This window comes from Acidovorax sp. YS12 (genome assembly GCA_021496925.1).
GTDB lineage: Bacteria > Pseudomonadota > Gammaproteobacteria > Burkholderiales > Burkholderiaceae_C > Paenacidovorax.
Map to the genome: position 1 here is coordinate 2,934,628 of CP053915.1, position 25,750 is coordinate 2,960,377.

The following is a 25,750-nucleotide window of genomic DNA, read 5'->3' on the forward strand; positions in this document are numbered from 1 at the left end:
GTTCTCGCGGGCCTCAGTGGCCGGGGCTATGGGGTTGGACTGGCTGGTCCGCGGCGGCCGGCGGCGTGTCCGGCACGTCCCAGTCCAGGTCGCTGTCGCCGCGTGCCGCGGCGCGGGCGGCGCGGCACGCGGCCCGGCGCTCCGCCCAGGCCTCGACCGCGTGGTAGATGGCGGGCAGCAGCAGCAGGGTCAGCGCGGTGGCGCTGATCAGGCCGAAGACCACCACGGAGGCCAGCGGGCGCTGCACGTCGCTGCCCAGGCCGGTGGCCAGCATCGCCGGTATCAGGCCGCAGGCGGCGACAGTGGCCGTCATCAGCACCGGGCGCATGCGGGTGGCCGCGCCTTCGACCACGGCCTCGCGCAGCGAGCGCCCGCCCTCGCGGCGCAGGCGGTTGATCTGCGAGACCATCAGCACCCCGGAGAGCACGGCCACGCCGAACAGCGCGATAAAGCCCACGGCGCTGGAGACATTCAGCGTCATGCCGCGCAAGTGCAGGCCGGCAAGGCCGCCGATCATGGCCAGCGGTACCATGCCCAGCACCATCAGCGGCTGGCGCAGGTTGCCAAAGGCGCCGAACAGCAGCAGCAGCATCAGGCCCAGCGTCAGCGGCAGGATCACCGCCATGCGCGCCTCGGCGCGCTGCAGGTTCTCGAACTGGCCGCCCCACTCCAGGCGGACGTGCTGCGGATCGAACTGGACCTGCCGGGCGATGGCGGCCCGCGCATCCCCTAGGAAACCGGCCAGGTCGCGTCCACGCACATTCAGCTTGACCAGGATGTGGCGTTCGCCGCCTTCGCGCACGATCACGCTCTGGCCCTGTGTGGTGCCGATGCGCGCCACGTCGGCCAGCGGCACCTGGGCGCCGCTGGCCGAGGCCAGGCGCAGCCGGCCGATGGCGTCCACGCTGCCGCGCGCCTCGGGGCCGAAGCGCACGGTCATGTCGTAACTCTTCTCGCCCACATACAACTGGCCGATGGCTGCGCCGCCGATGCCGGTGGCGATCAGCTGCGCCACATCGCTGGCGTTGACGCCCAGGCGGGCGGCGGCGGCGCGATCCAGCGCGATGCGCAGATTGGGCAGCGGCGGCTCCACGTCCACCGCCACATCGGCGGCGCCGGGCACGTTCTTGAGCACGGCCACCACCTGCTCGGCCACGCGGCGATCGTTGTCCAGGTCGTCGCCGAAGACCTTCAGCGTCAGGTCGCTGTGCGCACCGGAGAGTTTGTCCTGCACGCCGTCGATCATGGGCTGCATGAACCCCACGCTATAGCCCGGCATGCGGGCGAAGCGCGCGGCCATGTGGCCGATCAGTTGCTGCTTGGTCCAGCCGGACTTCCAGGTCTTGTACGGATGCAGGCCCACGCTGGCCTCGATGTGCGACGGTGTCCAGTAGTCGGTGCCGTCGTCGTTGCGGCCGGTCTGGGTGACGATGTAGGACACCTCGGGGAACTCGCGCGCGGCGCTGCGCAGCGCATCGGCCATCTGCTGCGCCTTGTCCAGCGTGATGCCCGGCGGCAGTTGCACCTGCAGCCAGATCGAGCCCTCGTCCAGGTAGGGCAGGAAGTCGCGGCCGATGGTCGCACCCAGGCCAACCAGGGCCAGCAGCGCCACGCACAGCGTGGCCAGCCACCAGCGGCCCCTACCCACCGCGCGCTGCAGAAAACGGCCGTAGCGCGTGTCCAGCGCATGCAGTACCGGGTTGTGGAAGACCTTGCGCGGGCGGCGGAAGGCCAGCCAGGCCAAGGCCGGCGTTAGGAACAGCGCCACGGCCAGCGCGCCAGCCAGGGCCGCGCCCACGGCGCTGGCCATCGGGGCGAAGAGCTTGTATTCGATGCGCTCGAAGGCGAACAGCGGCAGGTAGGCGGCGGCGATCACGCACATGCCGAAGAAGATCGGGCGCGCCACCTGCAGCGTGGCGGCCACGGCATCGCGCGGCGTCAGCGGCCGATCCTCGCGCTCTTCGCGCAGACGCAACATGCCTTCGACCACCACCACCGCGCCATCCACCAGGATGCCGAAGTCGATCGCCCCCAGCGACAGCAGATTGGCCGGGATATGAACGTGGTGCATGAAGACGAAGGCCAGCAGCAGCGCCATGGGAATGGTCAGCGCCACGATCAGCGCGGCGCGCGGGCTGCCCAGGAACAGCAGCAGCACCAGCGTGACCACCACCAGGCCCTCGACCAGCGTGTGGCCGACGGTATCCATGGTGCGCGCGATCAGCGTCGTGCGGTCGAGGTAGGGCACGATCCGCACGTCAGGCGGCAGCATGCGGCTGTTGAGTGCATCCACCGCGGCGTGGATGCCTTCCAGTGCCTGCGACGGATTGGTGTCCTTGAGCAGCAGCACGATGCCGCTGACGGCATCGCTGTCACCGTCCTTGCCCAGCACGCCGCGGCGTTCCACGTTGCCGTAGGCCAGACGGCCCAAGTCCCGGACCAGCACCGGCACGCCGGCATTGGTGGTCTTGACCACCGTCTGGCCCATGTCGTCCAGCGATTGCAGCAGGCCGACGCCACGAACCACGTACGAGATCTCGCCACGATCCAGCACGCCGCCGCCACTGCTGGCGTTGTTGGCGTTGATGGCGTCCACCACCTGGGCCAGCGTCACGCCGTACTGCAGCAGGCGCTGCGGATCGACCTCAAGCATGAACTGCGTGGTCAAGCCGCCGAAATTGGTCACGTCCACCACGCCAGCCACCTTTTTCAGATGGGGAATGACGGTCCAGGCCTGCAGTTCCGACAGTTCGCGCAGGCTGCGGGTCCGGCTCTCCAGCGTATAGCGGTAGACCTCCCCGGTGGGCGAGCTGTACGGATCGAGCCCAGGCTTGGCGCCATAGGGCAGGTCGACATCGTTGATGCGTTCCTGTAGGCGCTGGCGTGCCCAGTAGCCGTCCACGCCATCGTCGAAGACCACCGTGATCAGCGACAGCGCGAACAGGCTGCGCGAGCGCAGCACGTGCATGCCCGGCGTCGCCAGCAGCGCGCGCTCCAGCGGCACGGTGATCTGCTGCTCGATTTCCTCGGCGGCCAGGCCCGGCACCTGGGTGACGATCTGCGAGGTGGTGTCGGCGATGTCCGGGTAGGCCTCGATGGGCAACTGCTTCCAGCAGAACACACCGTACAGCGCGGCGAAGGCGAACACCAGCCAGACCAGTCCGCGCCGCTGGAAGCACAGGGTGACGAGGCGGTCAATCATGGATCAACACCCCTCCGTTGACGACCACGCGCTCACCCGCCACCAAGCCGCCGGTGATCTCCACCTGCTGGCCCTGCTGGACGCCGACCTGCACCTCGCGCGGCACGAAGTGGCCGGCCGGCTGCTCCACGAAGACGCGCGTGCCCACGCCGCTTTGCAGCAGCGCCGAAGCGGGCACCATCGTGGCCTGGTGGAGCGGGCCGTCAAGGCGTACCTGGGCGAACATGCCCGGCCGCAGGCGGCCGTCCTTGTTGTCCACGGCCACGCGCACCTTCACGCTGCGCGTCTCGGCGTCCAGCAGTTCACCCACGTAGCGCACCTTGCCCTCCAGCGTCTGGCCGGGATAGGCGGCCAGCGTGATGCGGGCATCCTGGCCCACGGCCACGCTGGCCAGGTCGCGCTCGGCCACATTGGCGCTGAGCCAGACGGTGGACAGATCGGCCACGGTCATCACCGGGGCGTTGATATCGTTCCAATAGGCACCCTGGGCGCCGCTCATTTCCACGACACGGCCGCTGATGGGCGAGCGCAGCACATAGACGCCACGTGCGCCGGCAGAGGCAGGCGCGCCCATCTGGGCCAGGCGGTCGGCCACGGCCGCCGCATCGGCACGGGCCGTGGCCAGCGCCAGTTCCGCCGCCTCGTAGTCCTTGCGCGCAGCAATGTCGGCATCCAGCAGCAGCTTCTGGCGATCGGCCTCGCGCTGGGCCTGGAGCAGCACGGCATGGGCCTTGGCCTGGTCGGCGCGCACGTTGGCCATATCGGCCGAATCCATGGTGAACAGCGGATCGCCCGCGCGCACGGCGTCACCCAGCACGCGGTGGACCTGTACCAGGCGGCCAGCCACCGGCGGCGCCACCTTGACCAGCTTTTCCGGCGCGGCCTCGATGCTGGCCGGTGCGCCAACGGGCGTGGACAACTCCGCCGTGGCCACGGCCTGCACCCGCAGTTGCACCCGCAGCGGCGAATCCTGGGGCACTTCGATCGCATGGCCCTGGCGACGCGATGCCGGGGTATCGTGCGCTGCCTGCACGGTGGGGGCAGTGTCCGTCCCGGAAGCAATGCCCTGGTCGCAGGCGCAGAGCGCAGCACTCAGCAGCAATAAGGCGCCACGCCGCAAGCAGGCAGCCATACAGAAAGTCATGGGAATTCCTTGGTGGGAGGGGAAGAGGCAAACCGTGCGCAACCAGCGCGGCAGGCACGGCCCAGAGGCCGTCAGATACCAGCGTCGCGCCAGGTCAGCAGGCCCCAGCCCAGGCGGCGGGCGGGTTGCGGCGCGGCAGGCACGATGCCCAGCGGACGCAGGCTGTCGCGCACCGGCCGCGGCAGGTGGCGCAGCACGGCATTGCGGTCATCGGGAGGCAGCAGGCTGAGCGCATCGGCGGCGACACGGGGCGAGCAGCCGGCCACGGCGGTGGAAAAAGCGGGCAAGCCGTAGGTCGCCCGCAGGGCGCGGACCTGGTGCACATTGCGCGAGAGCAGGGCCTCGCGCAGCGCAACATGCAGTTGTTGACGGGTCATGGGAGTTCTCCTGAGTGGGGCGGCCCGGGCGGAGACCTCGCATGCGTCAGGCGATGGAGGCCCTCCAGGCCGAGCCGGCCGGGTGGAATGAGCGGGACGGACGGGGAGCGGCGCACAAGCGCCCGTCAGGGTCTGAGTCCATGGCTTTGTCCTCCATCGTGGGGGGGTGAAAGAAACGCGCCGTACAGGCGGCGTGGCATGGCAGCGATTGTCCCGCCCGGGGCCGCCGGCCACCAGAGCCTCTTGGGAAGGCGCGGCGAGACGATGGATCACGCTGGCTATACCAAGGTATAGCCAGCGCAGTGGTCAAAGAACGAGGCGATAGCCCACGGCCGTTTCGGTGAGCAGGTGGCGGGGTTGCGCGGGATCCACCTCCAGCTTGCCGCGCAGATGGCCCATGTAAACGCGCAGGTAGTGGCTCTGGCCGCCGTGCGCCGGCCCCCAGACCTCGCGCAGCAACTGCCGCTGGGTGAGCACGCGGCCCGCGTTGGCCACCAGTACCGCCAGCAGGCGGTACTCGATCGGCGTGAGGTGGACTTCCGCCCCCGCGCGGCGCACCAGGCGCCGCGCGCGGTCGATCTCCACCGCGCCCGCGCCGTCGCCGAAGCGGAACACCGCCTCGGCGGCCTCGCCAGCGGCGGCCCGCGGCCTGCGCAGGTTGGCGCGCACGCGCGCCAGCAGTTCGCCGGTACCGAAGGGCTTGGTGAGATAGTCGTCCGCCCCCGCGTCGAGCGCGGCGATCTTGTCGGCCTCGTCGGCGCGCGCCGAGAGCACGATGATGGGCACGCCGGACCAGCCGCGCACGTCGCGGATCAGTTCCACGCCGTCGCCGTCGGGCAGGCCCAGGTCGAGTACCAGCAAATCCGGCTTGCGCGTGCCTGTGGCCGCCAGTCCATCGCGCCGGGTGGCGGCTTCGTGCACCAGCCAGCCCTCTTCTTCCAATGCGCTGCGCACGAAACGCCGGATCTGCGGCTCGTCCTCGATCACGATGGCGACGCAAGGCGGTGATGAAGTCATGGGGGGCTATTCCGTCAGGGCTGGAGGGTCGCGGCGCGGCAGGGTCACGGTGAATTCTGCCCCCGCGCCCTGGGCATCCGGCAGCGCGTTCGCCGCCACGATCTCGCCCCCGTGGGCCTGCACGATGGCCTTGCAGATGGCCAGGCCCAGCCCCACGCCAGGCATGGCCGACTCGGCCTGGCCCCGGGTGAACTTGTCGAACAGCACCTGCTCGCGGCCCCGCAGGTGGGGCGGCAGACCCGGACCATGGTCGCGCACGGCGATCTGCAGCGCCTGTGGCAAGGCCCGCGCCGTGACCACGACCGGCGGCCCGCCGTAACGGGCGGCGTTTTCCAGCAGGTTGACCAGCACGCGCTCGAGCAGCACCGCGTCGAACTCGACCAGCGGCAGGTCAGGGGGCAGCCCGGTACGCACGGGCAGGCCGCCCAGCGCGGGCTGGGCGGCACGGATGGCGGCCCCCACGGCCTCTTCGACCGACTGCCAGTCACGCCGCAGATGGACAGCCCCGCCGCCCATGCCGCTTTCCAGCCGCGCCATGTCCAGCAGGTTGCCCACCAGGGTGTTCAAGGCCCGCGCCTGGGCCACGATGGCCTGCGCCACGTCGGCTTGCCCGCCGGGCAGCGGCGGCGCCATGGTCCGCAGCGACTCGGCCAGCCCGATCAGCGCCGTGAGCGGCGTGCGCACGTCGTGCGAGATGGCGCCCAGCAGGGCATTGCGCAGGCGCTCCGACTCGATGTCCAGCACGGCCTGCTGCGCCACTTCGACGTAGTGCACGCGCTCCACGGCAATGGCGATCTGGCGGGCCAGGGTTTCAAGCTGCCGCGCCTGTTCGGGAATCACCAGCCAGCGCGGGTCCGCCGGGCGCAGTGCCAGCACCCCGCGCACGCGCATCGGCGCCGTCAGCGGCGCATAGTGCCAGGGCTGGGCCGACAGGGTGGCCGTGGTCAAGCCCGCGCTCTGGCCCTGGCGGAAGGCCCAGTCGGCAACGCTGAAGTCAAACCCTTGCGGCGCCTGGTCCGGCGGCGCGAGCCGGTCCTGCGCATCGGTCAGCAGCACCAGGGCCTCGCCACCGTAGTGGCGCTGCACGGCGGCGGCGCCCAGGGCCTGGATCTGGCTGGCCTGCAGCGCCGCCGACAGGTCGCGCGCCAGCGCGAAGAGCGACTGCGCGCGCTGCTCGCGCCCTGCCGAAACGCTGGCCGCGAAGCGCAGGCCCGCCGTCAGCTGCCCCACCAGCAGCCCGACCCCCAGCATGACGGCGAACGTCAGCAGGTACTGCACATCGCTCACCGCGAACGAGAACGTGGGCAGCACGAAGAAGAAGTCGAAAGCCATGACGTTCAGCGCCGCCGCGCAGGCCGCCGGCCCCCGGCCGAAGCGCCACGCCACCCCCACCACGCCGAGCAGGTAGAGCATGACGATGTTGGTCAGCTCCAGCACGCCCGACAGCAGCGTGGCCAGCAGCGTGATGGCCACGCTGCTGACCGCTGCCCACGCGTAGCCATGCCATGGCGAACCACGCCAGGTTTCCTGCATGTCCCCCCGGGCGGGCGCCAGCCAGGGGCCGTGCGCCAGGCGCCGCGCGCTGCCCGCAGGCGCCACGGAAACGATGTCCAGGGCCGGGGCGATGCGCGCCAGCCGGCGCGCCAGCCCCGGCCACCGGCACCACTGCGCACGCGCATGGCCCCGCCCCAGCACCAGCATCGCGCAGTTCAGGCGCTGCGCCTGCTGGGCCAGCGCCGGTGCCACCTGCTCGTCGCTGAGCACCGCCGTCTCTGCGCCCAGTTCCTGTGCCAGGCGCAGCACCGCCAGGATGCGGTCGCGCTCCGGAGCTGCCAGGCGCGCCAGGCGCGGGGTTTCAACGTACACCGCATGCCAGCGGACACTGAGCTGCCCGGCCAGGCGCGCGGCTGTGCGCACCGTCTGCGCCGCGTCCGGCCCGGGGCCGACCGCCGCCAGAATGGCGCCCGACGTGTTCCACGCGGGGGGCGCGCCGCCTCCCTGCCCAGTGGCGCCCCCGCCCGATTGTTCGACGCGCCAGCCACGCACGTCGTCCTCGACGTGCTCGGCGGTACGGCGCAGGGCGATCTCGCGCAGGGCGATCAGGTTGCCCTTGCGGAAGAAATTCTGCGCGGCACGCTCGGCCTGCTGGGGCAGGTAGACCTTGCCGGCGGCCAATCGCGCCGCCAGTTCATCGGGCGTGGCATCGACCAGGATGACTTCGTCGGCGGCATCGAGCACGCTGTCGGGCACCGTCTCGTGCACGCGGATGCCGGTGATGGCGCCCACCGTGCCATTCAGGCTCTCCAGGTGCTGCACGTTGAGCGCCGTCCATACCTCGATGCCTGCGGCCAGCAGTTCTTCCACGTCCTGCCAGCGCTTGGCATGGCGCGAACCGGGCACGTTGCTGTGCGCCAGTTCGTCCACCAGCAGCACCTGCGGGTGGCGCTGCAGGGCACCATCGAGGTCGAACTCGTGCAGCACCTTGTCCCGGTAGGGCAGCTCCCGGGCCGGCAGCGCTTCCAGGCCGGCGACCAGCGCGGCGGTCTCCCGGCGCCCGTGCGTCTCGACCACGCCGATCACCACGTCGCGCCCGGCCTCGCGTTCGCGCTGGGCCGCGCTGAGCATGGCCCAGGTCTTGCCGACTCCGGCGTTGGCGCCGAAGTAGATGCGCAAGCGCCCACGCGGGGCTCGCTCGGCATCGGCGCGCCACTGCGCGAGCAGGGCGTCCGGGTCAGGGCGGCTGGCTTCAGACATGGCGCGGGCAGGTTAACGCATCGGAGGCGGCCATTCACCGTCCATCGGCCGCCTCCAGGGCCAGGTTGAGCGCCAGCACATTCACCCGGGGCTCGCCAATCCAGCCAAGCCACTGGGGCGCCTCCACATGGCGCTGGACCAGATCAACCACCCGCTCGGGCGCCATTCCCCGCAGGCGCGCGATGCGCGGCACCTGGTACAGCGCGGCAGCAGGGCTGATGTGGGGGTCCAGGCCGCTGGCCGATGCCGTGACCAGATCCGCGGGCACCAGGGCCGTATTCCCGGGGTCGGCCGACTGCAGCATGGCAATGCGGTCCTTGACCGCAGCGGCCAATGCCGGGTTCAAGGGGCCCAGGTTGGAGCCGGAGGAAGCCGAGGCGTTGTACGGCATGGGCGCGGTCGCCGAAGGGCGGCCCCAGAAGTGCCGGGGGTCGCTGAAATGCTGGCCGATCAGGGCCGAGCCCACGGGCTGGCCCGCGCGAAGCACCAGGCTGCCCGCCGCCTGGGCCGGAAAGACGGAACGGGCCACGCCGGTCACCACCAGCGGGTAGACGATGCCTGTCAGCACGCTGAGCAGGACAAAAAGGACCAGGGCCGGACGCGCGGCCGCAAAGAGCTTGGTGTTCATGCCGGACTCCTTCACACCATGCCGCTGGCAGCCAGCAGCAAGTCGATGCATTTGATGCCCACGAAGGGAACGGCCAGCCCCCCGAGGCCATAGACCGCCAGGTTGCGCCGCAGCAGCGCCGCCGCGCCGACAGGCCGGTAGCGCACGCCCTTGAGCGCCAGCGGGATGAGCACGACGATGACCAGGGCATTGAAGATCACCGCGCTCAGGATGGCCGACGACGGGCTGGCCAGCCGCATGACGTTCAGGGCCCCCAGTTGCGGGTACGTGCCCATGAAGATCGCGGGAATGATGGCGAAGTACTTGGCCACGTCGTTGGCGATGGAAAAGGTGGTCAGGGAGCCGCGCGTCATCAGCAAGGCCTTGCCGGTTTCCACCACCTCGAGCAGCTTCGTCGGGTTGGAATCCAGGTCCACCATGTTGCTGGCCTCCTTGGCGGCCTGCGTGCCGCTGCCCATGGCCACCGCCACGTCGGCCTGCGCCAGCGCGGGTGCGTCGTTGGTGCCATCGCCGGTCATCGCCACCAGGCGCCCTTCGGATTGGTACTGCCGGATGAGGCGCAGCTTGTCCTCGGGCGTGGCCTCGGCCAGGAAGTCGTCCACGCCCGCCTCGGCGGCGATGGCTGCGGCCGTGAGCCGGTTGTCGCCAGTGATCATCACGGTGCGTATGCCCATGCGCCGCAGCGCGGCGAAGCGCTCGCGGATACCGGCCTTGACAATGTCCTTCAGCTCGACCACGCCCAGCACGCGTGCGCCGTCGGCCACCGCCAGCGGCGTGCTGCCCCGGCGTGCCACCTCGTCGGCCATGCGCGCCACCTCGCCCGGCATGCTGCCTCCCAGGGCCTCGACATGGCGGCGCAGCGCCTCGACCGCGCCCTTGCGCAGCACGATCCAGCCGCCGCCCTGGCCTTGGGCGGCCGCAGGCACATCCGCGCCGCTCATGCGCGTCTGCGCAGTGAAGGGCACGAACGCCGCGCCATGCACCGGTTCGCTGGAGACCCCTTCGCGCCGCGCCAGCTCGACAATGCTGCGCCCTTCGGGCGTCTCATCGGCCAGCGAAGCCCAGAGCGCGGCCTGCGCCAGCTGCCCCTTGTTGATGCCGGGCGCCGGCAGAAATGCACTGGCTTGCCGGTTGCCGTGGGTGATGGTGCCGGTCTTGTCCAGCAGCAGCACGTCCACGTCGCCTGCGGCCTCCACCGCACGGCCCGAGGTGGCGATGACGTTCGCCTGCATCATGCGGCTCATGCCTGCCACGCCCACGGCGGACAGCAGCCCGCCGATGGTGGTCGGGATCAGGCACACCAGGAGGGCTACAAGTGCCGTCAGGGAAACCACAGTCCCTGCGGCCGATGCCTGCACGCTGAAGATCGAGTACGGCAGCAGCGTCACGGTCACCACCAGGAACACGATCGTCAGCGCCACCAGCAGGATGGTCAAAGCAATCTCGTTGGGTGTCTTGCTGCGCTTGGCCGCTTCCACCATTCCTATCATGCGGTCGAGGAACGATTCGCCCGGGTTGACGCCAATGCGCACCACCAGCCAATCGGACAGCACGCGGGTGCCTCCGGTGACGGCCGAAAAATCGCCCCCGGATTCCCGCACCACCGGCGCGGATTCCCCGGTGATGGCGCTTTCATCGACCGAAGCCACGCCTTCGATCACTTCGCCGTCCAGCGGAATGGCATCGCCAGCCTCGACCAGCACGATGTCGCCCTTGCGCAGCCCGGTGGCCTGCACGGGCAGGAAGCCGCTTGCGCGCTGGGGCGTCTTGAGTTTCTTGGTCCAGGTGTCCTTGCGCAGGCTGCGCAGGGAAGCCGCCTGCGCCTTGCTGCGCCCCTCCGCCAGCGCCTCGGCAAAGTTGGCGAACAGCACGGTGAACCACAGCCAGACCGCCACAGCCAGCACGAAGCCGGCCCCCATGCCCACGTCGCCGGGGGCGCTGAGCGCATGCAGCCACAGCAGCGTGGTGAGAATGCTGCCGACATAGACCACGAACATCACCGGATTGCGCCACTGCGCGCGCGGGCTGAGCTTGGCGAACGCGCCTGCCAGCGCGGGGCGCAGCAACGCGGGGTCCGCGAGCGAGAAAGATTGTTTCATCGAGGTCATGACCGCCTCACTTCCAAAGCATCAGGTGCTCCACGGCCGGCCCCAGGGCCAGCGCCGGCACGTAGTTCAGCAGCCCCACCAACAGCACGGTGCCCACCAGCAACACCACGAACAAGGGGCCGTGGGTGGGCAGGGTGCCCGCCGTCACGGGCAAACGCTGCTTGCCCGCCAGCGCCCCCGCCATGGCCAGCACCGGAACGATGACGGCGAAACGCCCCAGCCACATCGCCACGCCCAGCATGGCGTTGTAGAACGGCGTATTGGCCGACAGCCCGGCAAACGCGCTGCCGTTGTTGTTCGCCGCCGAGGTGAAGGCATAGAGGATTTCCGAAAAGCCATGCGCCCCGGGGTTGGCAATGCCGGCGCGCCCCGGCGCAACGCCCACGGCGACCGCCGTGCCCAGCAGCACCAGCAGGGGCGTGACGAGGATGACGGCCGCCACCAGCTTCATCTCGAACACCTCGATCTTCTTGCCCAGGTACTCGGGCGTGCGGCCGATCATCAAGCCGGCGATGAAGACCGCCAGCACGGCGAACACCAGCATTCCATACAGGCCCGAACCCGCACCGCCGAAGACCACCTCGCCCAGCTGCATCAAGACCAGCGGCACCATGCCTCCCAAGGGGGTGAGCGAGTCGTGCATGGCCACCACGGCGCCGCACGAGGCCGCCGTGGTCACCGCCGTGAACAGGGCCGAGGCCGTGATGCCGAAACGCAGCTCCTTGCCCTCCATGTTGCCCAGGGCCGGGTCCACGCCCAAGGCCGTCAGCAGGGGGTTGCCCGCACGTTCGGCCCAGGTCACGGCCACCACGGCGGCCACGAAGATCAGCACCATGGCCGCCAGGACGGCCCATCCCTGCCGGAGGTCTCCAGCCACCCGCCCGAACGCGAAGCACAGGGCCGTGGAAACCAGGAAGATCGCCAGCATCTGCACCAGGTTGGCGAGGGCCGTGGGGTTTTCATACGGGTGTGCCGAGTTGGCATTGAAGAAGCCGCCACCGTTGGTTCCCAGCAGCTTGATGGCCTCCTGCGACGCCACGGGCCCCATGGCCAGTGTCTGCGTGGCCGTGCGGGCCTCCTGCATCCGTACGCTGCCCGGCGCATCCCGCAGCGGCACGCCATCGGCGCCAGCCATCGGCGCCTGGTAGACCGTCGCCTCCAGGGTCGCCACCTGCCGGTAGCCGTCAAAGTTCTGGATGACGCCTTGCGACACGAAGAAAACGGCGATTACCAAGGCAATCGGCACCAGCACCCACAGCGTGATGCGCGTGAGATCGGCCCAGACATTGCCGATGGCGCCAAAGCGCGCGCCGGGCATGCCCCGGTGTCCGCCGCCCTGTGCCGCAAAGCCACGAACCAGCGCAAAGGCCACGGCAATGCCGGTCGCCGCCGAGAGGAAATTCTGCACCGCCAACCCAAGCATCTGCGTCAGATAGCTCATGGTGCTTTCACCGCCGTACCCCTGCCAGTTGGTGTTGGCCACGAAACTGATGGCCGTGTTGAAGGCCGAGTCCGGCGCCACCGCCGCCATGCCTTCGGGATTGAGCGGCAGCCTGCCCTGCAGGCGCTGCAGGGCATACACGGCCAGGGCGCCCAGCGCGTTGAACGCCAGCAGGGACAGCGCATAGGCACGCCACCCCATCGGCGTTTCCGGGCGCACGCCGGCCAGGCGATACAGCGGCGCCTCCACCCGCTGCATCCAGCGCGGCATGCCGCCAGCGATCAATGCCGCGAGCACACGGCCCAGCGGCCAGGCCAGCAGGCCCAGCAGCGCCAGGAAAAGGGCCAGCAGGCCCCAGGCTGAGGCGTCCATGGTCAGAACTCCTCGGCGCAAACCAGCGCGTACACGAGGTAGGCCATCAGGAGGACCGCGAGCAAGCCCCCCAGGCCATACAAAGCTTCCATAGCCATCACGTCTTCTCCCCGTGCGGCTGGCCCATGCGGTCCAGCCCCACCACCAGTTGCGCCACCGCCAGCCAGAGCAGGCCCAGCGCAGCGATCCATACGATGTCCATACAGCACTCCTGCCGATTGCTTCCAATGGCAGGCAGTCTCCCGAAGGGCATGTCAAAACGGGATAGAAAGGCGCGCAGCCGCTGTAAAAAAAGCATCAACGCCCCAGGGGATGGGGCCTGCCAGGCCGGCCCCGCAGGCGGGTGCGCCGCCTGCCCGGTAAAATTGCGGGTTTCCCCCTTCACGCCCCTTTCGGAGCCGCCCCGATGGCCAACTCTCAAAAAATGGCGAATGCGATCCGCGCACTCGCAATGGATGCCGTTCAACAAGCCAATTCCGGCCACCCCGGCGCCCCGATGGGCATGGCCGACATGGCCGTGGCGCTGTGGGGCCGGCATCTGCAGCACAACCCCGCGAACCCGCACTGGGCCAACCGCGACCGCTTCGTGCTCTCCAACGGCCACGGCTCGATGCTGATCTACGCGCTGCTGCACCTCACCGGCTACGACCTGCCGCTGCAGGAGCTGAAGAACTTCCGCCAGCTGCACAGCAAGACCGCCGGCCACCCCGAAGTGGGCGTGACCCCGGGCGTGGAAACCACCACCGGCCCGCTGGGCCAGGGCATCACCAACGCCGTGGGCATGGCGCTGGCCGAGAAGCTGCTGGCCAGCGAATTCAACCGCAAAGATGGTGATGTCGAGCACGCCATCGTCGACCACCACACCTACACCTTCCTGGGTGACGGCTGCCTGATGGAAGGCATCGGCCAGGAAGCCATCTCGCTGGCCGGCGCCTGGAAGCTGGGCAAGCTGATCGCGCTGTACGACGACAACGGCATCTCCATCGACGGCCAGGTCGCGCCCTGGTTCGCCGACAACACGGCGCTGCGCTTCGTGGCCAGCGGCTGGAACGTCATCGGCCCGATCGACGGCCACGATGCCGAGAAGGTGGCCGCCGCCATCGCCGAGGCCAAAGCGCAGGCCGAGCGCCCCTCGCTCATCATCTGCAAGACCTCCATCGGCAAGGGCAGCCCGAACCGCGCGGGCACGGCCAAGGCGCACGGCGAGCCGCTGGGCGCCGAGGAAATCGCGCTCACGCGCGAAGCCCTGGGCTGGACGCATGGCCCGTTCGAGATTCCCGCCGACGTGTACGCCGGCTGGGACGCCAAGAAGGCCGGTGCCGCGCGCGAGGCCGCTTGGAACAAGCGCTTCGCCGCCTACAAGAAGGCGCACCCGGCGCTGGCCGCCGAATTCACGCGCCGCATGGCGGGCGACCTGCCCGCGCACTTCGCCCAGACCGCCGTGGACACCGTGGTGCAGGCCCATGCCAAGGCCGAGACCGTGGCCAGCCGCAAGGCCAGCCAGCTGGCGCTGGAGGCCTTCACCGCCGCGTTGCCCGAGCTGCTGGGCGGCTCGGCCGACCTGACGGGCTCGAACCTCACCAACACCAAGAGCACGCCCAACCTGCGCTTCGACCTGCAGGGCAACGTGGTGAAAACCGAGGCCGCGAACGGTGAGATGGTCGGCGGCCGCCACATCAACTACGGCGTGCGCGAGTTCGGCATGGCCGCCATCATGAACGGCGTGGCGCTGCACGGCGGCTTCATCCCCTACGGCGGCACCTTCCTCACGTTCAGCGACTACAGCCGCAACGCCATCCGCATGGCGGCGCTGATGAAGCAGCGCGTGGTGCACGTGTTCACGCACGACTCCATCGGCCTGGGCGAGGACGGCCCGACGCACCAGTCGATCGAGCACGCCGCCAGCCTGCGCCTGATCCCCAACCTCGACGTGTGGCGCCCCGCCGACACCGCCGAGACCGCCGTGGCCTGGAGCGTGGCGCTGAGCAACCGCGACAAGCCCACGGCCCTGCTGCTGAGCCGCCAGAACCTGCCCTACGCGCCCAAGAGCGGCAAGGCGCTGGGCGACATCTCGCGCGGCGCCTACGTGCTGTCCGAGCCCAAGGACGTGGGCCTGAAGAACAAGAAGACCCAGGCCGTCATCGTCGCCACCGGCTCCGAGGTGCAGCTCGCGCTGGCCGCGCAGAAGCTGCTGGCCGAGAAGAAGATCGCCGTGCGCGTGGTCTCCATGCCCAGCACCACCGCCTTCGACCGCGAGGACGTGAAGTACAAGAAGGCCGTGCTGCCCACCGACCTGCCGCGCATCGCCGTGGAAATGGGCGTGACCGACTTCTGGTGGAAGTACGGCTGCGCCGCCGTGGTGGGCATCGACACCTACGGCGAGTCGGCCCCGGCGGGCGTGCTGTTCAAGCACTTCGGCTTCACGGCCGAGAACGTGGCCGCCACCGTGCAGGCCGCGCTCAAGCGCAAGAAGCATTGATCGTGTTGTTTTAACTTGGAAGAAAGAGACTGAAATGGCTATCAAGGTTGGCATCAACGGCTTCGGCCGCATCGGCCGCATGGTGTTCCGCGCCGCAGTGCAGAACTTCTCCGACATCGAGATCGTCGGCATCAACGACCTGCTCGAGCCCGACTACCTGGCGTACATGCTCAAGTACGACAGCGTGCACGGCCGCTTCAAGGGCACCGTGTCCGTCGAGGGCAACACGCTGGTGGTCAACGGCAAGAAGATCCGCCTGACGCAGGAGCGCGACCCCGCCAACCTGAAGTGGAACGAGGTCGGTGCCGACGTGGTGATCGAGGCCACCGGCCTGTTCCTGGACAAGGCCAGCGCCGAGAAGCACCTGGCCGCCGGCGCCAAGAAGGTGCTGATGTCGGCCCCATCGAAGGACGACACGCCGATGTTCGTGTTCGGCGTGAACCACGCCAAGTACGCGGGCCAGGCCATCGTCTCCAACGCCTCGTGCACCACCAACTGCCTGGCCCCCGTGGCCAAGGTGCTGAACGACAACTGGGGCATCAAGCGCGGCCTGATGACCACCGTGCACGCCGCCACCGCCACGCAGAAGACCGTGGACGGCCCGAGCAACAAGGACTGGCGCGGTGGCCGCGGCATCCTGGAAAACATCATCCCCAGCTCCACTGGTGCCGCCAAGGCCGTGGGCGTGGTGATTCCCGAGCTGAACAAGAAGCTGACCGGCATGTCCTTCCGCGTGCCCACGTCCGACGTGTCCGTCGTGGACCTGACCGTCGAGCTGGAAAAGGAAGCCGACTACAAGGACATCTGCGCCGCCATGAAGGCCGCCAGCGAAGGCGCCATGAAGGGCGTGCTCGGCTACACCGAGGACAAGGTGGTGGCCACCGACTTCCGCGGCGAGCCCTGCACCTCGGTGTTCGACGCCGAGGCCGGCATCGCGCTGGATAAGACCTTCATCAAGGTCGTGAGCTGGTACGACAACGAGTGGGGCTACTCGAACAAGTGCCTGGAAATGGTGCGCGTGATCGCCAAGTAATCCCTGGGTTTACAGCCGAATCGGCCTCCAGCGCTCGCCAGTCAAGCGCTGGGCGCTATCAAAAAGAAAGCCAGCACCCTCTCGGGTGCTGGCTTTTTGCATAGGGCCGGCGAGAGCGGGGGCGCGTCAGCCCTCCTGCTCCTGCGTGCGGATGGTGTCGCGGCCGTGGCGGTCCTTGGCACGGCCCAGGTCGTGGTCGATGGCGCGCATCAGCTTCTCGATGGCGCCCGTGACGGCGTCGGCCACCTTGTCGGCATCAGCCGTGACGGCCACGGGCTGGCGGCCGGCCGGCCGGGCCTCGATACGGCAACGCTTGTCGTTGGCGCCGGACTTGCCCGCATCGACGTCGGTCAGGAAGACCTCGATGCGCGTCACCAGTTCGCGGTAACGCGCCAGGCGGGTCTGGGCCTCCTGCTGCACCCATTGGGCCAGCGATTCACCGCCATGGATCTTGTCGTCGGTATGGACTTGCACTTGCATCGTGATGACCTCTCCTTGAGCTGCCCCTGGCGGACTGCCGGGGCACGGTGCCATCTTATCGCCCCCACACCGCGCTCCCGGCCAAAACGCCGGGCGCATGGCGCGGGAAAGCCCTGATGTCAGTGATGGTGTCCATGGCCGCCGTGCACGTGGCGGTGGGCGATTTCCTCGGCCGTGGCGGCGCGCACCTCGGTCACCTTGCAGGCGAAGCGCAGCGCCTGGCCCGCGAGGGGGTGGTTGCCGTCCAGGTGCACCTCGGCGCCCTTGATCTTGACGACGTTGAAGGCCTGCGGGCGCCCGTCGGCACCGGGGCCGCGCAGCTGGCCACCCACCTTCACGCCGGGCGGGAACTCGCTCTTGGGAATGGTGCGCACCAGGCTCTCGTCGCGCTCGCCGAAGGCGTCGTCCACGCCCAGGTCCACCGTGGCGGCGAAGCCCGCGGCCTGGCCCTCCAGCGCGGCCTCGACCTTGGGGAAGATGCCCTCGTAGCCACCGTGCAGGTAGGCCAGGTGGCCCTTGTCCAGCGGCTTGCCCTGGGGCGTGGTGAGCTGGTAGCTCAGGGTGACGGCGGTGTCCTTGGTGATGTTCATGCGAAGTCCTCGGCGGGCTGGAACGGGAAAAAACGGTAGCCCGCATTGTCCACGCCCCACGCCCCCGCCGCGCCCAGAAATCACGCCGGCAGTTCGTCGGCCTGCGCTCCAGGATGGCGCGCGAAGCGCCGGGGGGCGCCGCCATGCACCGGGCCGGGCGCGCTCCAGGGCCAGCCGCCGAACTGGGTGCGCCGGTAGTCCTGCAGCGCCTGCATGATCTCGGCCTGCGTGTTCATCACGAACGGGCCGTACTGCGCCACGCTCTCGCCCAGCGGGCGGCCCTGCAGCACCAGGCATTCCACGGCGTCGCCACCGAGGTTGCGCAGTTCCCAGTCCTGCGTGGCGTCCACGTGCAGCGCGGCGTGTTCGCGCACGGCCACGGGGCCGACCTGCAGGCCGCTGCCGGCGAAGAAGTACAGCATGCGCTGCGTGGCGCTGCCGGCGGCGCGTGGCAGCGTCCAGCGCGCGCCGGGCGCGAGCTGCAGCGTCCAAATGGCCACGTCGGCGTCCGGGGCGCTGGCCCACGATTCGGGCGGCGGCGCCAGCGGCGCTCCCGCGCCGGGCAGCGCACCGGCCACCACGCGCACCAGGGTGGCGCGGCCCTCGGCGTCCACGTGCTCCAGGCGCGGGATGCGCTCGTTCCAGAACATGGTGAAGTGCGGCGCCGCCATCTTGCTGCGCGCAGGCAGGTTCAGCCAGACCTGGAACAGCTCCAGCGGGTTGGGCGCGCCGGCGTGCAGCAGCGGGAACATCTCGGCATGCTGGATGCCCCGGCCGGCCGTGAGCCACTGCACGTCGCCGCCGCCGAAGCGCGCGGCCGCGCCCAGCGAGTCGCTGTGGTCGATCAGCCCCCGGCGCACCAGGGTCACGGTCTCGAAGCCGCGGTGCGGGTGCACCGGAAAGCCGGGCACGCGCTCGCCGTGGTACATCGAGAAACCGTCCTGGCGGCTGAAGTCGCTGCCCAGCGCCCGCCCGCCCAGCGCCGCGGCGGGCACGCCCTGCGCGCCGTCGCCGGCGGGATAGGCGTCGTCGTGGTGGGCGCAGAACAGGAACGGATCCATGGTGGGCCACAGCGGGCCCAGCGGCTGGGTGCGGAGGATGGGGGTATCGGTCATGCCGGGAATATGGGCCCGGCCTGCGCGCCTGCCAAGAGGCCATGCGCGCGACAGTGCGGCACGCGCGCAGGACAATCTTTCTTGACTCCTGTTTTGATAGCTGCCAGCGCTTGCCTGTAAAAGAATTGAGGCATTTTTCAATCCAGAATGCTTATGCAGCAAGCGCCAGCAGCTCTCTTTTTTGAAGCTGCGGCGCGCGCCTTACCAGCGGTAGGTGGCCGTCCCTATGACCTTGCGCGGCTCGCCATAGAAGCAGCCGGTGGTGCAACTGCCGACATAGGTCTTGTCGAACAGGTTGGTGATGTTCAGCGCCAGGCGCCACGGGCCCGTGGTGTAGCCGACCATGGCGTCGAACACCGTGAAGGACGGCACGTCGAAGCTGCCGGTGTTGGGCTTGGTCTGGCTCTGGTAGCGCATGCCGGCCCCGGCCTTCAGGCCGGGCATCCCGAAGCGGCCGAAGTCGTAGTCGCCCCAGATGGACAACTGGTGGAAGGGAATGCCGGGGGAGCGCTGGCCCACCTGGGACGGCTGCAGCGGGCTGGCCCGGGTCGTGCGCGCGTCGGTATAGGCATAGGCGGCGATCAGCTGGGCGTTGCGGCCGACGCGCGTGCGCGCCTCCAGTTCGAGGCCCCGGGAGCGCACCTCGCCGATCTGCGCCGAGTAGGCGGGATCGACGGGGTCGTCCACCGCGACGTTCTGGCGCGTGAGCTGGTACACGGAGGCCGATACCAGCGTGTCCGCGCCCTGCGGCTGGTAGCGCACGCCCGCCTCGTACTGCGTGCCGGTCGAGGGGTCGAAGCGCGCCCCCAGGCGGTCCCGGCCCGACGTGGGCTCGAAGGACTGGCTGAAGCTGGCGAAGGGTGCCAGGCCGTTGTCCGCGAGATAGACCAGCCCGGCGCGGCCCGTGAAGGCCGTGCTCTTCTCGTTGTCGATGGACTTCTCGCCCGTGTACAGGTTGCTCTGGTTGTCGCGCACATGGTCGTAGCGGCCGCCGAGCAGCACCACCCACCTGTCCGCGATCTTCATCTGGTCCTGCGCATACAGGCCCAGTTGCCGGGTGTCGGCGTTGTACGACCACCAGTCGTCGCGCACCGGCGCACCCAGGGGGCCGCCGTAGACCGGGTTGTAGTAGTCGATGCTGTCGGCCGTCCGGTCGTAGCGTTCGGACTGGTTCCTGGGGCGGGTGTAGTCGAACCCGGCCAGCACCGTGTGCTGGACGCCGCCATGCGTGCCCCGGTACTGCAGCGAGGTGTCCGCGACCAGCGCCGAGGAACGCTCCCAGCGCAGCGCTCCGCCCCGGTAGGCGGAGGTGCGCTGGTCATCCGCCAGCCCCGAAACCCAGACCAGCGGAAAGTCGCTGTTCGCATGGAAGTAGCGCAGGCTGTTCCTGAACGTGAACTGGTCGTTGAACGCATGCTCGAACAGGTAGCCGATCGAATAGCGCTCCATGTCGAACTTGCTGTACCCGGGCTCGCCGGTGAAGCGGTTGCGCGGGATGGTGCCGTGGACCGTCGGGAAGATGGTGCCCTGCGCGGGCAGCCAGTAGACGTAGTTGGTCTTGTCCTTCTGGTAGTCGGCCAGCAGCGTCAGCGATGTCGCGGCGTTGGGCTGCCACCGCAGCGCCGGGGCGATGAAGGTGCGGTCGTCGCGCACGTGGTCGACGAAGGTGTCGCTGTCGCGCTGGAGGAAGCTCAGCCGGTACGACCACTCGCCGTCCTGGTCCAGGGGGCCGCCGAAGTCGCCCGAGACCTGCTTGCGGCCGAAGCTGCCAAGCTCGAGGCTGAGCTCGTGCAGCGGGGTGGCAGTGGGCCGCTTGCTCACCATGTTGATGATGCCGCCGGGCCCCGCCGCGCCGTAGAGCACCGAGGCAGCGCCCTTGAGCACCTCGATGCGCTCCAGGCCATGGATTTCCTGCTTGCCGTTGAAGGGGTTGACGGTGTATTTCATGCCGTCGCGGTACACGCTGCCCGTGCCGGCCTGCGCCTGGAAGCCGCGCAGGTAGATCGTGTCCTGCACCCGCGACAGGCCCTCGAAGCGGCTGACGCCGGCCACGTAGCCCAGGGCGTCCTGCAGGCTCTGCGACTTGAGGGCGTCGATCTCCTCGGCCCCCACGACGGAGATGGACTGCGGCGTCTCGATCAGCGGCGTGTCGGTCTTGGTGCCCGCCATGCTGCGTTTGGCGACATAGCCGCGCACCGGGCCGTCGCCCACCTCCTGCGCCGCCGGCGCCACCACGGTCACCGGCGCCAGGACGGCCTCGTCCCGGCCCGCGGCGGGCACGGGCTCGATCGACACCAGAGGGCCCTCGAACACGCCGTGCAGCCCGCTGCCCGCCAGCAGGCGCTCCAGTGCCTCGCGCGGGCGCAGGGCGCCGGAGACGGCGGGCGCGGCCTTGCCCGCCACCAGGTGCTGGGGCACGGCCAGCTGCGCGCCGGTCTGGCGCGCCCAGGCGTTCAGCGCATCGCCCAGGGGCTGGGCGGCAATGGCGATCTGGCGCGGCCGGCCATCCTGCCAGGCGCCGGGCGCCGGGGTTTGCGCCCCCAGGCCGGCGCTGCCCAGCGCCAGGGAAACGGCCAGCGCCAGCGGAGCGGGGCGCGGAAGAATGCGGTGCATGTGTTCTCCAGAAACAAGGATTGCGAAGGGTTCTGGGGTGAAGACGCAGCACGCGCGCGTTTGCCGGAGCCGCCGGCGCAAAAATTCTTTCCGCGCCGGCAAAGAATCATGGGAAAAAGTGCCTCCAGCCCTTTCCCATAAAGCGCTGGCAGCTATTAATTCAGAAGCGCACGGCGTTCAGCGCACCGGCCGCACGTGCACCCCCTGCGCGCTGTCCTCCAGCCGGATCGGCAGGGCGCGCGCCAGCAGGCGCCGGGTGGCCTCGGGGTCGCGCGGGTCGAAGGTGCCGCTCAGCCGCAGGCCGGCCACGGCCGGGTCGATGGCGGCGATGCCCAGGCTGGCGTAGCGCTCCATCTCGGCCACGGCCTCGCGCAGCGGCACGTCGCTGAAGCTCAGGGGCATGCTGCGCCACGGCGCCACGCCCGCGGCGGGCACGGCGCCGGGCACCGGGTCGGCGCCGCCGGGCGGCAGCCGCAGCGTCTGGCCCGCGGCCAGCTCGAACGGCTGCGCCGCGCCGCCGCCAGGTTCGCCGCGCGCCACGCGCACGCGGCCTTCCTCCACGGCCACCTCCACACCCTCGCGGCCCGGCACGCCAGGCGTGTAGCGCACCGCGAAGCGCGTGCCCAGCACGGTGACCACGGCCCCGCCCGCCATGACGGAAAAGGGCCGCCGCGCGTCGGCAGCCACCGCGAAGAAGGCCTGCCCCTGCGCCAGGCGCACCTCGCGCCGGCCGCGGAACAGTGCCGCGTGCAGCGTGGTGGCGGTGTCCAGGCGGATGGTGGAGCCGTCGGGCAGCGTGGCCGCGATCTGCTGGCCCTGGCGGGTGCTGAACGCCTGCGCGAACACGGGCTGGGCCTGCAGGTGGCGCCAGCCGAGCCAGCCGCTGCCCAGCACCATGCCCGCCACGCCCGCCAGGGCCAGCCCCTGGCCCAGCCATTGCCTGCGGCCCGGGGCCGGTGGCGCGGCGGCGGCGCGCTGCGCCGCCAGGTCGGCCTCGGCCATGGCGCGCAGGCGGTCGGCGGCGGCAGGTGGCATGGCGTCGATCAGCGCCCAGTCGGCCTGCCAGCGCGCGTAGGCCTGCCGGTTGGCCGGGCTGCCCAGCCATTGCTGGAAGGCCTGCTCGTCCGCGGCGCTCCACGGGGCACTGGCGGGCGCGCCGTGGCGGCGCATGAACCAGCGCACCAACGCCTGGCGCTGGCGCGCGGCGGCGTCACCGGGCGGGGTGGCGGGCGGGGCGGCGGGCATCATGCGGTGGCGAAGGGCGTGGCGTTCATGGGGCGGGGCGAGGCTTCTTGCGCGCAGGCGCAGCGGTGGGGGCAGGCGCGGCGCCGTCGAGCGCCTGCAGCCGCGCCAGGCAGGCCTGCATGGCGACTTCCAGGTGCGTTTCGACGGTCTTGACGCTGATGCCCATTTTCCGCGCGACTTCGGCGCGGCTCAGGCCGTCGAGCTTGTAGAACACGAAGGCCTGGCGCGGGCGCGGCGGCAGCGCGGCCAGCGCCTGCTCGATGGCGGCAAGCCGCTGGCGCCCGGCCAGCAGCGCCTCGGGCTCCAGCGAGGCGGGGCCCAGTCCGCCGCCGGGCGCTTCGGCGCCGTCCGCCGCGCTGCCGACTTCCACCCCGGCGCGCACGCTGGCGCGGCGGTAGTGGTCAATCACGAGGTTGCGCGCGGTGGCGTAGAGCAGCGCCCGGGGCTGCGCCACGCGCTCGCGGCCGGAGGCGGCATAGACGCGGGCATAGCTCTCCTGCGCCAGGTCGGCGGCGACGTCGCGGTCGCCCACCTTGCGCGCGAGAAAGCCCAGCAGCTCGCGGTAGTAACGCTCGAACACGGATTGGCCAATGCGGTGCGGGAAAGGACGGTGCCCGCGCCGCGCGGTCCGGCCCAGGAAGGTTTGGAATAAGGAACGATTCGCATTATCTCCAATGCGGCTGCCGTGCCAGCGCCCGCGCCTGCGGCGACTTCATGGAAAAAACGGCTCCAGCCCAATACCAGCAAGCGCCAGCAGCTACGCAAACAGGAGCATCAAGGCGTGGTGCGCGGCACGAAGTCGATGCGCAGGCCCTGCGGCGTCACCGTGATGGGGCCCGGCTGCATGCCCAGGCCATCGGCCAGGGCCAGGTCCTTGTCGCGCAGGTGGTGCAGCACCACCTCGCCCAGCGCCTGGCCGGCCAGGCCCGCGCCCAGGCCCTGCAGCACGGCAGCCGCGCGCGGCGGCAGGCCGTCGATGCGCAGCACGTTCAGGCGCACGGCGGTGGCGCGCAGGCTGCGGTCGGCCGCCTCGTAGCGCAGGCCGAAATCGACGTCGAGCACGCCCGGGTAGCTGCGCTGCAGCAGCGCCCCGGAGGCCTGCAGCGCCAGCTCGGCGCCGACGCGGTTCTCCTCGGGCAGCAGGCGCAGCCGCGGCGCCTGCAGTTCCAGCTCGGCCAGGCCCGCCACCGGCTGGCGGCGCGGAAACCGCGCCGCCAGCGCCGCCTGCAGTTGTGCGGCGGTGACGGTATAGCTGGGCATGCGGCTGGCGCAGGCCGCGAAAACAGGCAGGGCGCACAGGAAGAGCAAATGGCGGCGTTGCATGGTGTCTACGGAAAAGGGCGATAGTGCCCTATTACCCCCTGTTTCTTGTCAAGGAAACGTCATCTATCCCCATAAATTAATAGACTGCCCGATTCAGGAGACTTGAGTAACCGTAGGTAACAGGCGCAAACTTTGTCGCTCCATCCGGCAAAGGGCCTGCGGTCTACCCCCCTTTAAACACAACGACCCTATGACCACCCAATCCACATCTTCCTGGTCACCGCGCGACTGGCGCATCGGCACACGCCTGGCCCTGGGCTTCGGCGTGCTCATCGCGATGATGCTCGCCATGGTGGTCGTGGGGCTGCTGCAGCTCGGCAGCCTGCTCGAAACCAACCGCCAGATCATCGAGCGCGAGTGGGTGAAAGCCGAGGCGTCGAACACGCTCAGCTCCATCGCCCAGGCGAACGCGCGCCGCACCATCGAAATCTATTTCGCCGAGACCGACGCCCAGCGCGCGCAAAAGCGCGCCGAGATCCTGGCGGGCCGCGAGACCTTCGTGCAGGCCTTCAAGACGCTGCAGGAGCTGGTCTACAAGGACGAGGGCAAGCAGTTCCTGAGCGAGGCCGAGGCCGCGCGCGGCCGCTACGTCACCTCGCAGGCCAAGTTCAACGAGCTGGTGGACGCGGGCCGCAAGGAAGAGGCCTTCGCCGAGCTGCAGGAGCACACGCTGGTGGAGCTGGCGACGGTGCAGGACCGCGTGGACCGCCTGGCCAAGCTGCAGGAGCGGCTGGTGAACGAGGCCGGCGCCCGCGCCAAGGCCGAGGCGCAGTTCGCGCGCATGCTGCTGCTCGGCCTGGGCATCGGCGGCCTGGCCATCGGCCTGCTGCTGGCGGCGTGGATCACGCGCTCCATCACCGCCCCGCTGCGCCAGGCGGTGCGCGTGGCCCAGGCCGTGTCCGAAGGCGACCTGCGCAGCCAGATCGAGGTGCACAGCCGCGACGAGGCGGGCCAGCTGCTCTCGGCGCTGCAGCACATGAACACCAGCCTGACGGACATCGTGCACGAGGTGCGCCACAGCAGCGACACCATCGCCACGGCCACCAGCCAGATCGCGGCGGGCAACCTGGACCTGTCCTCGCGCACCGAGGAGCAGGCCGCCGCGCTGGAGGAAACCACGGCCTCGATGCACGAGCTGGCGGGCACCGTGAAGCAGAACTACGACAGCGGCAAGCACGCCAACGAGCTGGCCGAGTCGGCCTCGCAGGTGGCGGTGCGCGGCGGCGAGGTGGTGGGCCAGGTGGTGCACACCATGGAGTCCATCAACGCCTCGTCGCGCAAGATCGCCGACATCATCAGCGTGATCGACTCCATCGCCTTCCAGACCAACATCCTGGCGCTGAACGCCGCCGTCGAGGCCGCACGCGCCGGCGAGCAGGGCCGGGGCTTCGCCGTGGTGGCAGGCGAGGTGCGCCTGCTCGCGGGCCGCAGCGCCGAGGCGGCCAAGGAGATCAAGGGGCTGATCGAGGCCTCGGTGCGCAACGTCTCCGAGGGCTGCACGCTGGTGGAGAAGGCCGGCAGCACCATGGACGAGATCGTGGTAAGCGTGCGCCGCGTCTCCGACATCATGGGCGAGATCAGCAACGCCAGCGCCGACCAGTCGCACGGCATCGACCAGATCAACGAGGCCATGGGCCAGATGGACCAGGTCACGCAGTCCAACGCCGCGCTGGTGGAGGAATCGGCCGCCGCAGCGCAGTCGCTGGAGCGCCAGGCGCACACGCTGGTGCAGACCGTGAGCGTGTTCCGCCTGCCCGGCAACGGCGCGCCGCAGCACCAGGGCGCGCGGGCCCAGCCGTCCGCCCCGCTGGCGCTGCCCAGCTGAAACC

Annotated in this window: 19 protein-coding genes; 3 read left to right on the forward strand and 16 right to left on the reverse strand. The window is 70.0% G+C overall.

Translation table 11 applies throughout. From position 1 onward, the window contains the following. Window positions 1-13: 13 nt before the first annotated feature. The 9 genes from YS110_13330 to kdpF all read right to left on the reverse strand — a co-directional run bounded on the left by YS110_13330 (window position 14) and on the right by kdpF (window position 13,135). Window positions 14-3,202 (reverse strand): efflux RND transporter permease subunit, encoded by a 3,189-nt coding sequence (locus YS110_13330; GenBank protein UJB65663.1) that lies wholly within the window; start codon window positions 3,200-3,202, stop codon window positions 14-16. After that, on the reverse strand, window positions 3,195-4,346 hold the full coding sequence (locus tag YS110_13335; protein UJB65664.1) for an efflux RND transporter periplasmic adaptor subunit: 1,152 nt from the start codon (window positions 4,344-4,346) through the stop codon (window positions 3,195-3,197). The genes YS110_13330 and YS110_13335 overlap by 8 nt, the downstream gene beginning before the upstream one ends. Window positions 4,347-4,417: 71 nt before the next feature. After that, a complete protein-coding gene (locus YS110_13340) occupies window positions 4,418-4,723 on the reverse strand; it encodes a hypothetical protein (protein ID UJB65665.1) in 306 nt (101 codons plus the stop codon). Between the two features lie 306 nt (window positions 4,724-5,029). Next, window positions 5,030-5,740 (reverse strand): two-component system response regulator KdpE, encoded by a 711-nt coding sequence (kdpE, locus tag YS110_13345; GenBank protein ID UJB65666.1) that lies wholly within the window; start codon window positions 5,738-5,740, stop codon window positions 5,030-5,032. A 6-nt stretch (window positions 5,741-5,746) separates the two neighbouring features. Beyond that, a complete protein-coding gene (locus tag YS110_13350; GenBank protein UJB65667.1) occupies window positions 5,747-8,494 on the reverse strand; it encodes a DUF4118 domain-containing protein in 2,748 nt (915 codons plus the stop codon). 34 nt (window positions 8,495-8,528) lie between these two features. Next, a complete protein-coding gene (gene kdpC, locus YS110_13355) occupies window positions 8,529-9,122 on the reverse strand; it encodes a potassium-transporting ATPase subunit KdpC (protein UJB65668.1) in 594 nt (197 codons plus the stop codon). A gap of 11 nt (window positions 9,123-9,133) precedes the next feature. Next, complete coding sequence (gene kdpB, locus YS110_13360; protein UJB65669.1) at window positions 9,134-11,230, reverse strand: potassium-transporting ATPase subunit KdpB; 2,097 nt, start codon at window positions 11,228-11,230, stop codon at window positions 9,134-9,136. Between the two features lie 7 nt (window positions 11,231-11,237). Next, the gene (gene kdpA / locus YS110_13365; protein UJB65670.1) at window positions 11,238-13,043 is read right to left on the reverse strand and encodes a potassium-transporting ATPase subunit KdpA; all 1,806 of its coding nucleotides are present in this window, start codon (window positions 13,041-13,043) and stop codon (window positions 11,238-11,240) included. Window positions 13,044-13,045: 2 nt separating this feature from the next. After that, entirely contained in the window at window positions 13,046-13,135 is a 90-nt protein-coding gene (kdpF, locus tag YS110_13370; GenBank protein ID UJB67450.1) for a K(+)-transporting ATPase subunit F, read from the reverse strand. A 314-nt stretch (window positions 13,136-13,449) separates the two neighbouring features. Here kdpF and tkt point away from each other — a divergent pair, with 314 nt between their 5' ends. Both tkt and gap read left to right on the forward strand, forming a co-directional pair. Further along, window positions 13,450-15,522: a transketolase gene (gene tkt / locus YS110_13375; GenBank protein ID UJB65671.1), complete on the forward strand. Its 2,073-nt coding sequence runs from the start codon at window positions 13,450-13,452 to the stop codon at window positions 15,520-15,522. A 34-nt stretch (window positions 15,523-15,556) separates the two neighbouring features. Continuing rightward, a complete protein-coding gene (gene gap, locus YS110_13380; protein ID UJB65672.1) occupies window positions 15,557-16,555 on the forward strand; it encodes a type I glyceraldehyde-3-phosphate dehydrogenase in 999 nt (332 codons plus the stop codon). A gap of 126 nt (window positions 16,556-16,681) precedes the next feature. Here the strand turns inward: gap and YS110_13385 are convergent, their stop codons facing one another. The 7 genes from YS110_13385 to YS110_13415 all read right to left on the reverse strand — a co-directional run bounded on the left by YS110_13385 (window position 16,682) and on the right by YS110_13415 (window position 23,921). Then, window positions 16,682-17,035 (reverse strand): HPF/RaiA family ribosome-associated protein, encoded by a 354-nt coding sequence (locus YS110_13385; GenBank protein UJB65673.1) that lies wholly within the window; start codon window positions 17,033-17,035, stop codon window positions 16,682-16,684. 119 nt (window positions 17,036-17,154) lie between these two features. Then, window positions 17,155-17,625, reverse strand: a complete 471-nt coding sequence (locus YS110_13390; GenBank protein UJB65674.1) for a peptidylprolyl isomerase — start codon at window positions 17,623-17,625, stop codon at window positions 17,155-17,157. Between the two features lie 80 nt (window positions 17,626-17,705). After that, window positions 17,706-18,740, reverse strand: a complete 1,035-nt coding sequence (locus YS110_13395) for a pirin family protein (protein ID UJB65675.1) — start codon at window positions 18,738-18,740, stop codon at window positions 17,706-17,708. Between the two features lie 201 nt (window positions 18,741-18,941). After that, window positions 18,942-21,353, reverse strand: a complete 2,412-nt coding sequence (locus tag YS110_13400) for a TonB-dependent siderophore receptor (GenBank protein ID UJB65676.1) — start codon at window positions 21,351-21,353, stop codon at window positions 18,942-18,944. 177 nt (window positions 21,354-21,530) lie between these two features. Then, window positions 21,531-22,601, reverse strand: a complete 1,071-nt coding sequence (locus YS110_13405) for a FecR domain-containing protein (protein ID UJB65677.1) — start codon at window positions 22,599-22,601, stop codon at window positions 21,531-21,533. A gap of 22 nt (window positions 22,602-22,623) precedes the next feature. Further along, window positions 22,624-23,178, reverse strand: coding sequence for a sigma-70 family RNA polymerase sigma factor (locus YS110_13410; protein ID UJB65678.1), 555 nt, complete (start codon window positions 23,176-23,178; stop codon window positions 22,624-22,626). 194 nt (window positions 23,179-23,372) lie between these two features. Continuing rightward, window positions 23,373-23,921, reverse strand: coding sequence for a DUF1439 domain-containing protein (locus tag YS110_13415; GenBank protein ID UJB65679.1), 549 nt, complete (start codon window positions 23,919-23,921; stop codon window positions 23,373-23,375). Between the two features lie 190 nt (window positions 23,922-24,111). On the opposite strand from YS110_13415, the gene YS110_13420 reads away from it, so the two are divergent. Continuing rightward, window positions 24,112-25,746: a HAMP domain-containing protein gene (locus tag YS110_13420; GenBank protein UJB65680.1), complete on the forward strand. Its 1,635-nt coding sequence runs from the start codon at window positions 24,112-24,114 to the stop codon at window positions 25,744-25,746. The last annotated feature ends 4 nt before the right edge of the window (window positions 25,747-25,750 follow it).

What these genes read in the sequence shown, in the direction of transcription:
- YS110_13420 (UJB65680.1), top strand. Translation starts at nt 24,112, where the DNA reads ATGACCACCCAATCCACATCTTCCTGGTCACCGCGCGACTGGCGCATC.
- YS110_13415 (UJB65679.1), bottom strand. Translation starts at nt 23,921, where the DNA reads ATGCAACGCCGCCATTTGCTCTTCCTGTGCGCCCTGCCTGTTTTCGCG.
- YS110_13340 (UJB65665.1), bottom strand. Translation starts at nt 4,723, where the DNA reads ATGACCCGTCAACAACTGCATGTTGCGCTGCGCGAGGCCCTGCTCTCG.
- kdpE (UJB65666.1), bottom strand. Translation starts at nt 5,740, where the DNA reads ATGACTTCATCACCGCCTTGCGTCGCCATCGTGATCGAGGACGAGCCG.
- kdpF (UJB67450.1), bottom strand. Translation starts at nt 13,135, where the DNA reads ATGGAAGCTTTGTATGGCCTGGGGGGCTTGCTCGCGGTCCTCCTGATG.
- kdpC (UJB65668.1), bottom strand. Translation starts at nt 9,122, where the DNA reads ATGAACACCAAGCTCTTTGCGGCCGCGCGTCCGGCCCTGGTCCTTTTT.
- YS110_13405 (UJB65677.1), bottom strand. Translation starts at nt 22,601, where the DNA reads ATGATGCCCGCCGCCCCGCCCGCCACCCCGCCCGGTGACGCCGCCGCG.
- YS110_13330 (UJB65663.1), bottom strand. Translation starts at nt 3,202, where the DNA reads ATGATTGACCGCCTCGTCACCCTGTGCTTCCAGCGGCGCGGACTGGTC.
- tkt (UJB65671.1), top strand. Translation starts at nt 13,450, where the DNA reads ATGGCCAACTCTCAAAAAATGGCGAATGCGATCCGCGCACTCGCAATG.
- kdpA (UJB65670.1), bottom strand. Translation starts at nt 13,043, where the DNA reads ATGGACGCCTCAGCCTGGGGCCTGCTGGCCCTTTTCCTGGCGCTGCTG.
- YS110_13390 (UJB65674.1), bottom strand. Translation starts at nt 17,625, where the DNA reads ATGAACATCACCAAGGACACCGCCGTCACCCTGAGCTACCAGCTCACC.
- YS110_13335 (UJB65664.1), bottom strand. Translation starts at nt 4,346, where the DNA reads ATGACTTTCTGTATGGCTGCCTGCTTGCGGCGTGGCGCCTTATTGCTG.
- YS110_13385 (UJB65673.1), bottom strand. Translation starts at nt 17,035, where the DNA reads ATGCAAGTGCAAGTCCATACCGACGACAAGATCCATGGCGGTGAATCG.
- YS110_13350 (UJB65667.1), bottom strand. Translation starts at nt 8,494, where the DNA reads ATGTCTGAAGCCAGCCGCCCTGACCCGGACGCCCTGCTCGCGCAGTGG.
- gap (UJB65672.1), top strand. Translation starts at nt 15,557, where the DNA reads ATGGCTATCAAGGTTGGCATCAACGGCTTCGGCCGCATCGGCCGCATG.
- YS110_13400 (UJB65676.1), bottom strand. Translation starts at nt 21,353, where the DNA reads ATGCACCGCATTCTTCCGCGCCCCGCTCCGCTGGCGCTGGCCGTTTCC.
- kdpB (UJB65669.1), bottom strand. Translation starts at nt 11,230, where the DNA reads ATGACCTCGATGAAACAATCTTTCTCGCTCGCGGACCCCGCGTTGCTG.
- YS110_13395 (UJB65675.1), bottom strand. Translation starts at nt 18,740, where the DNA reads ATGACCGATACCCCCATCCTCCGCACCCAGCCGCTGGGCCCGCTGTGG.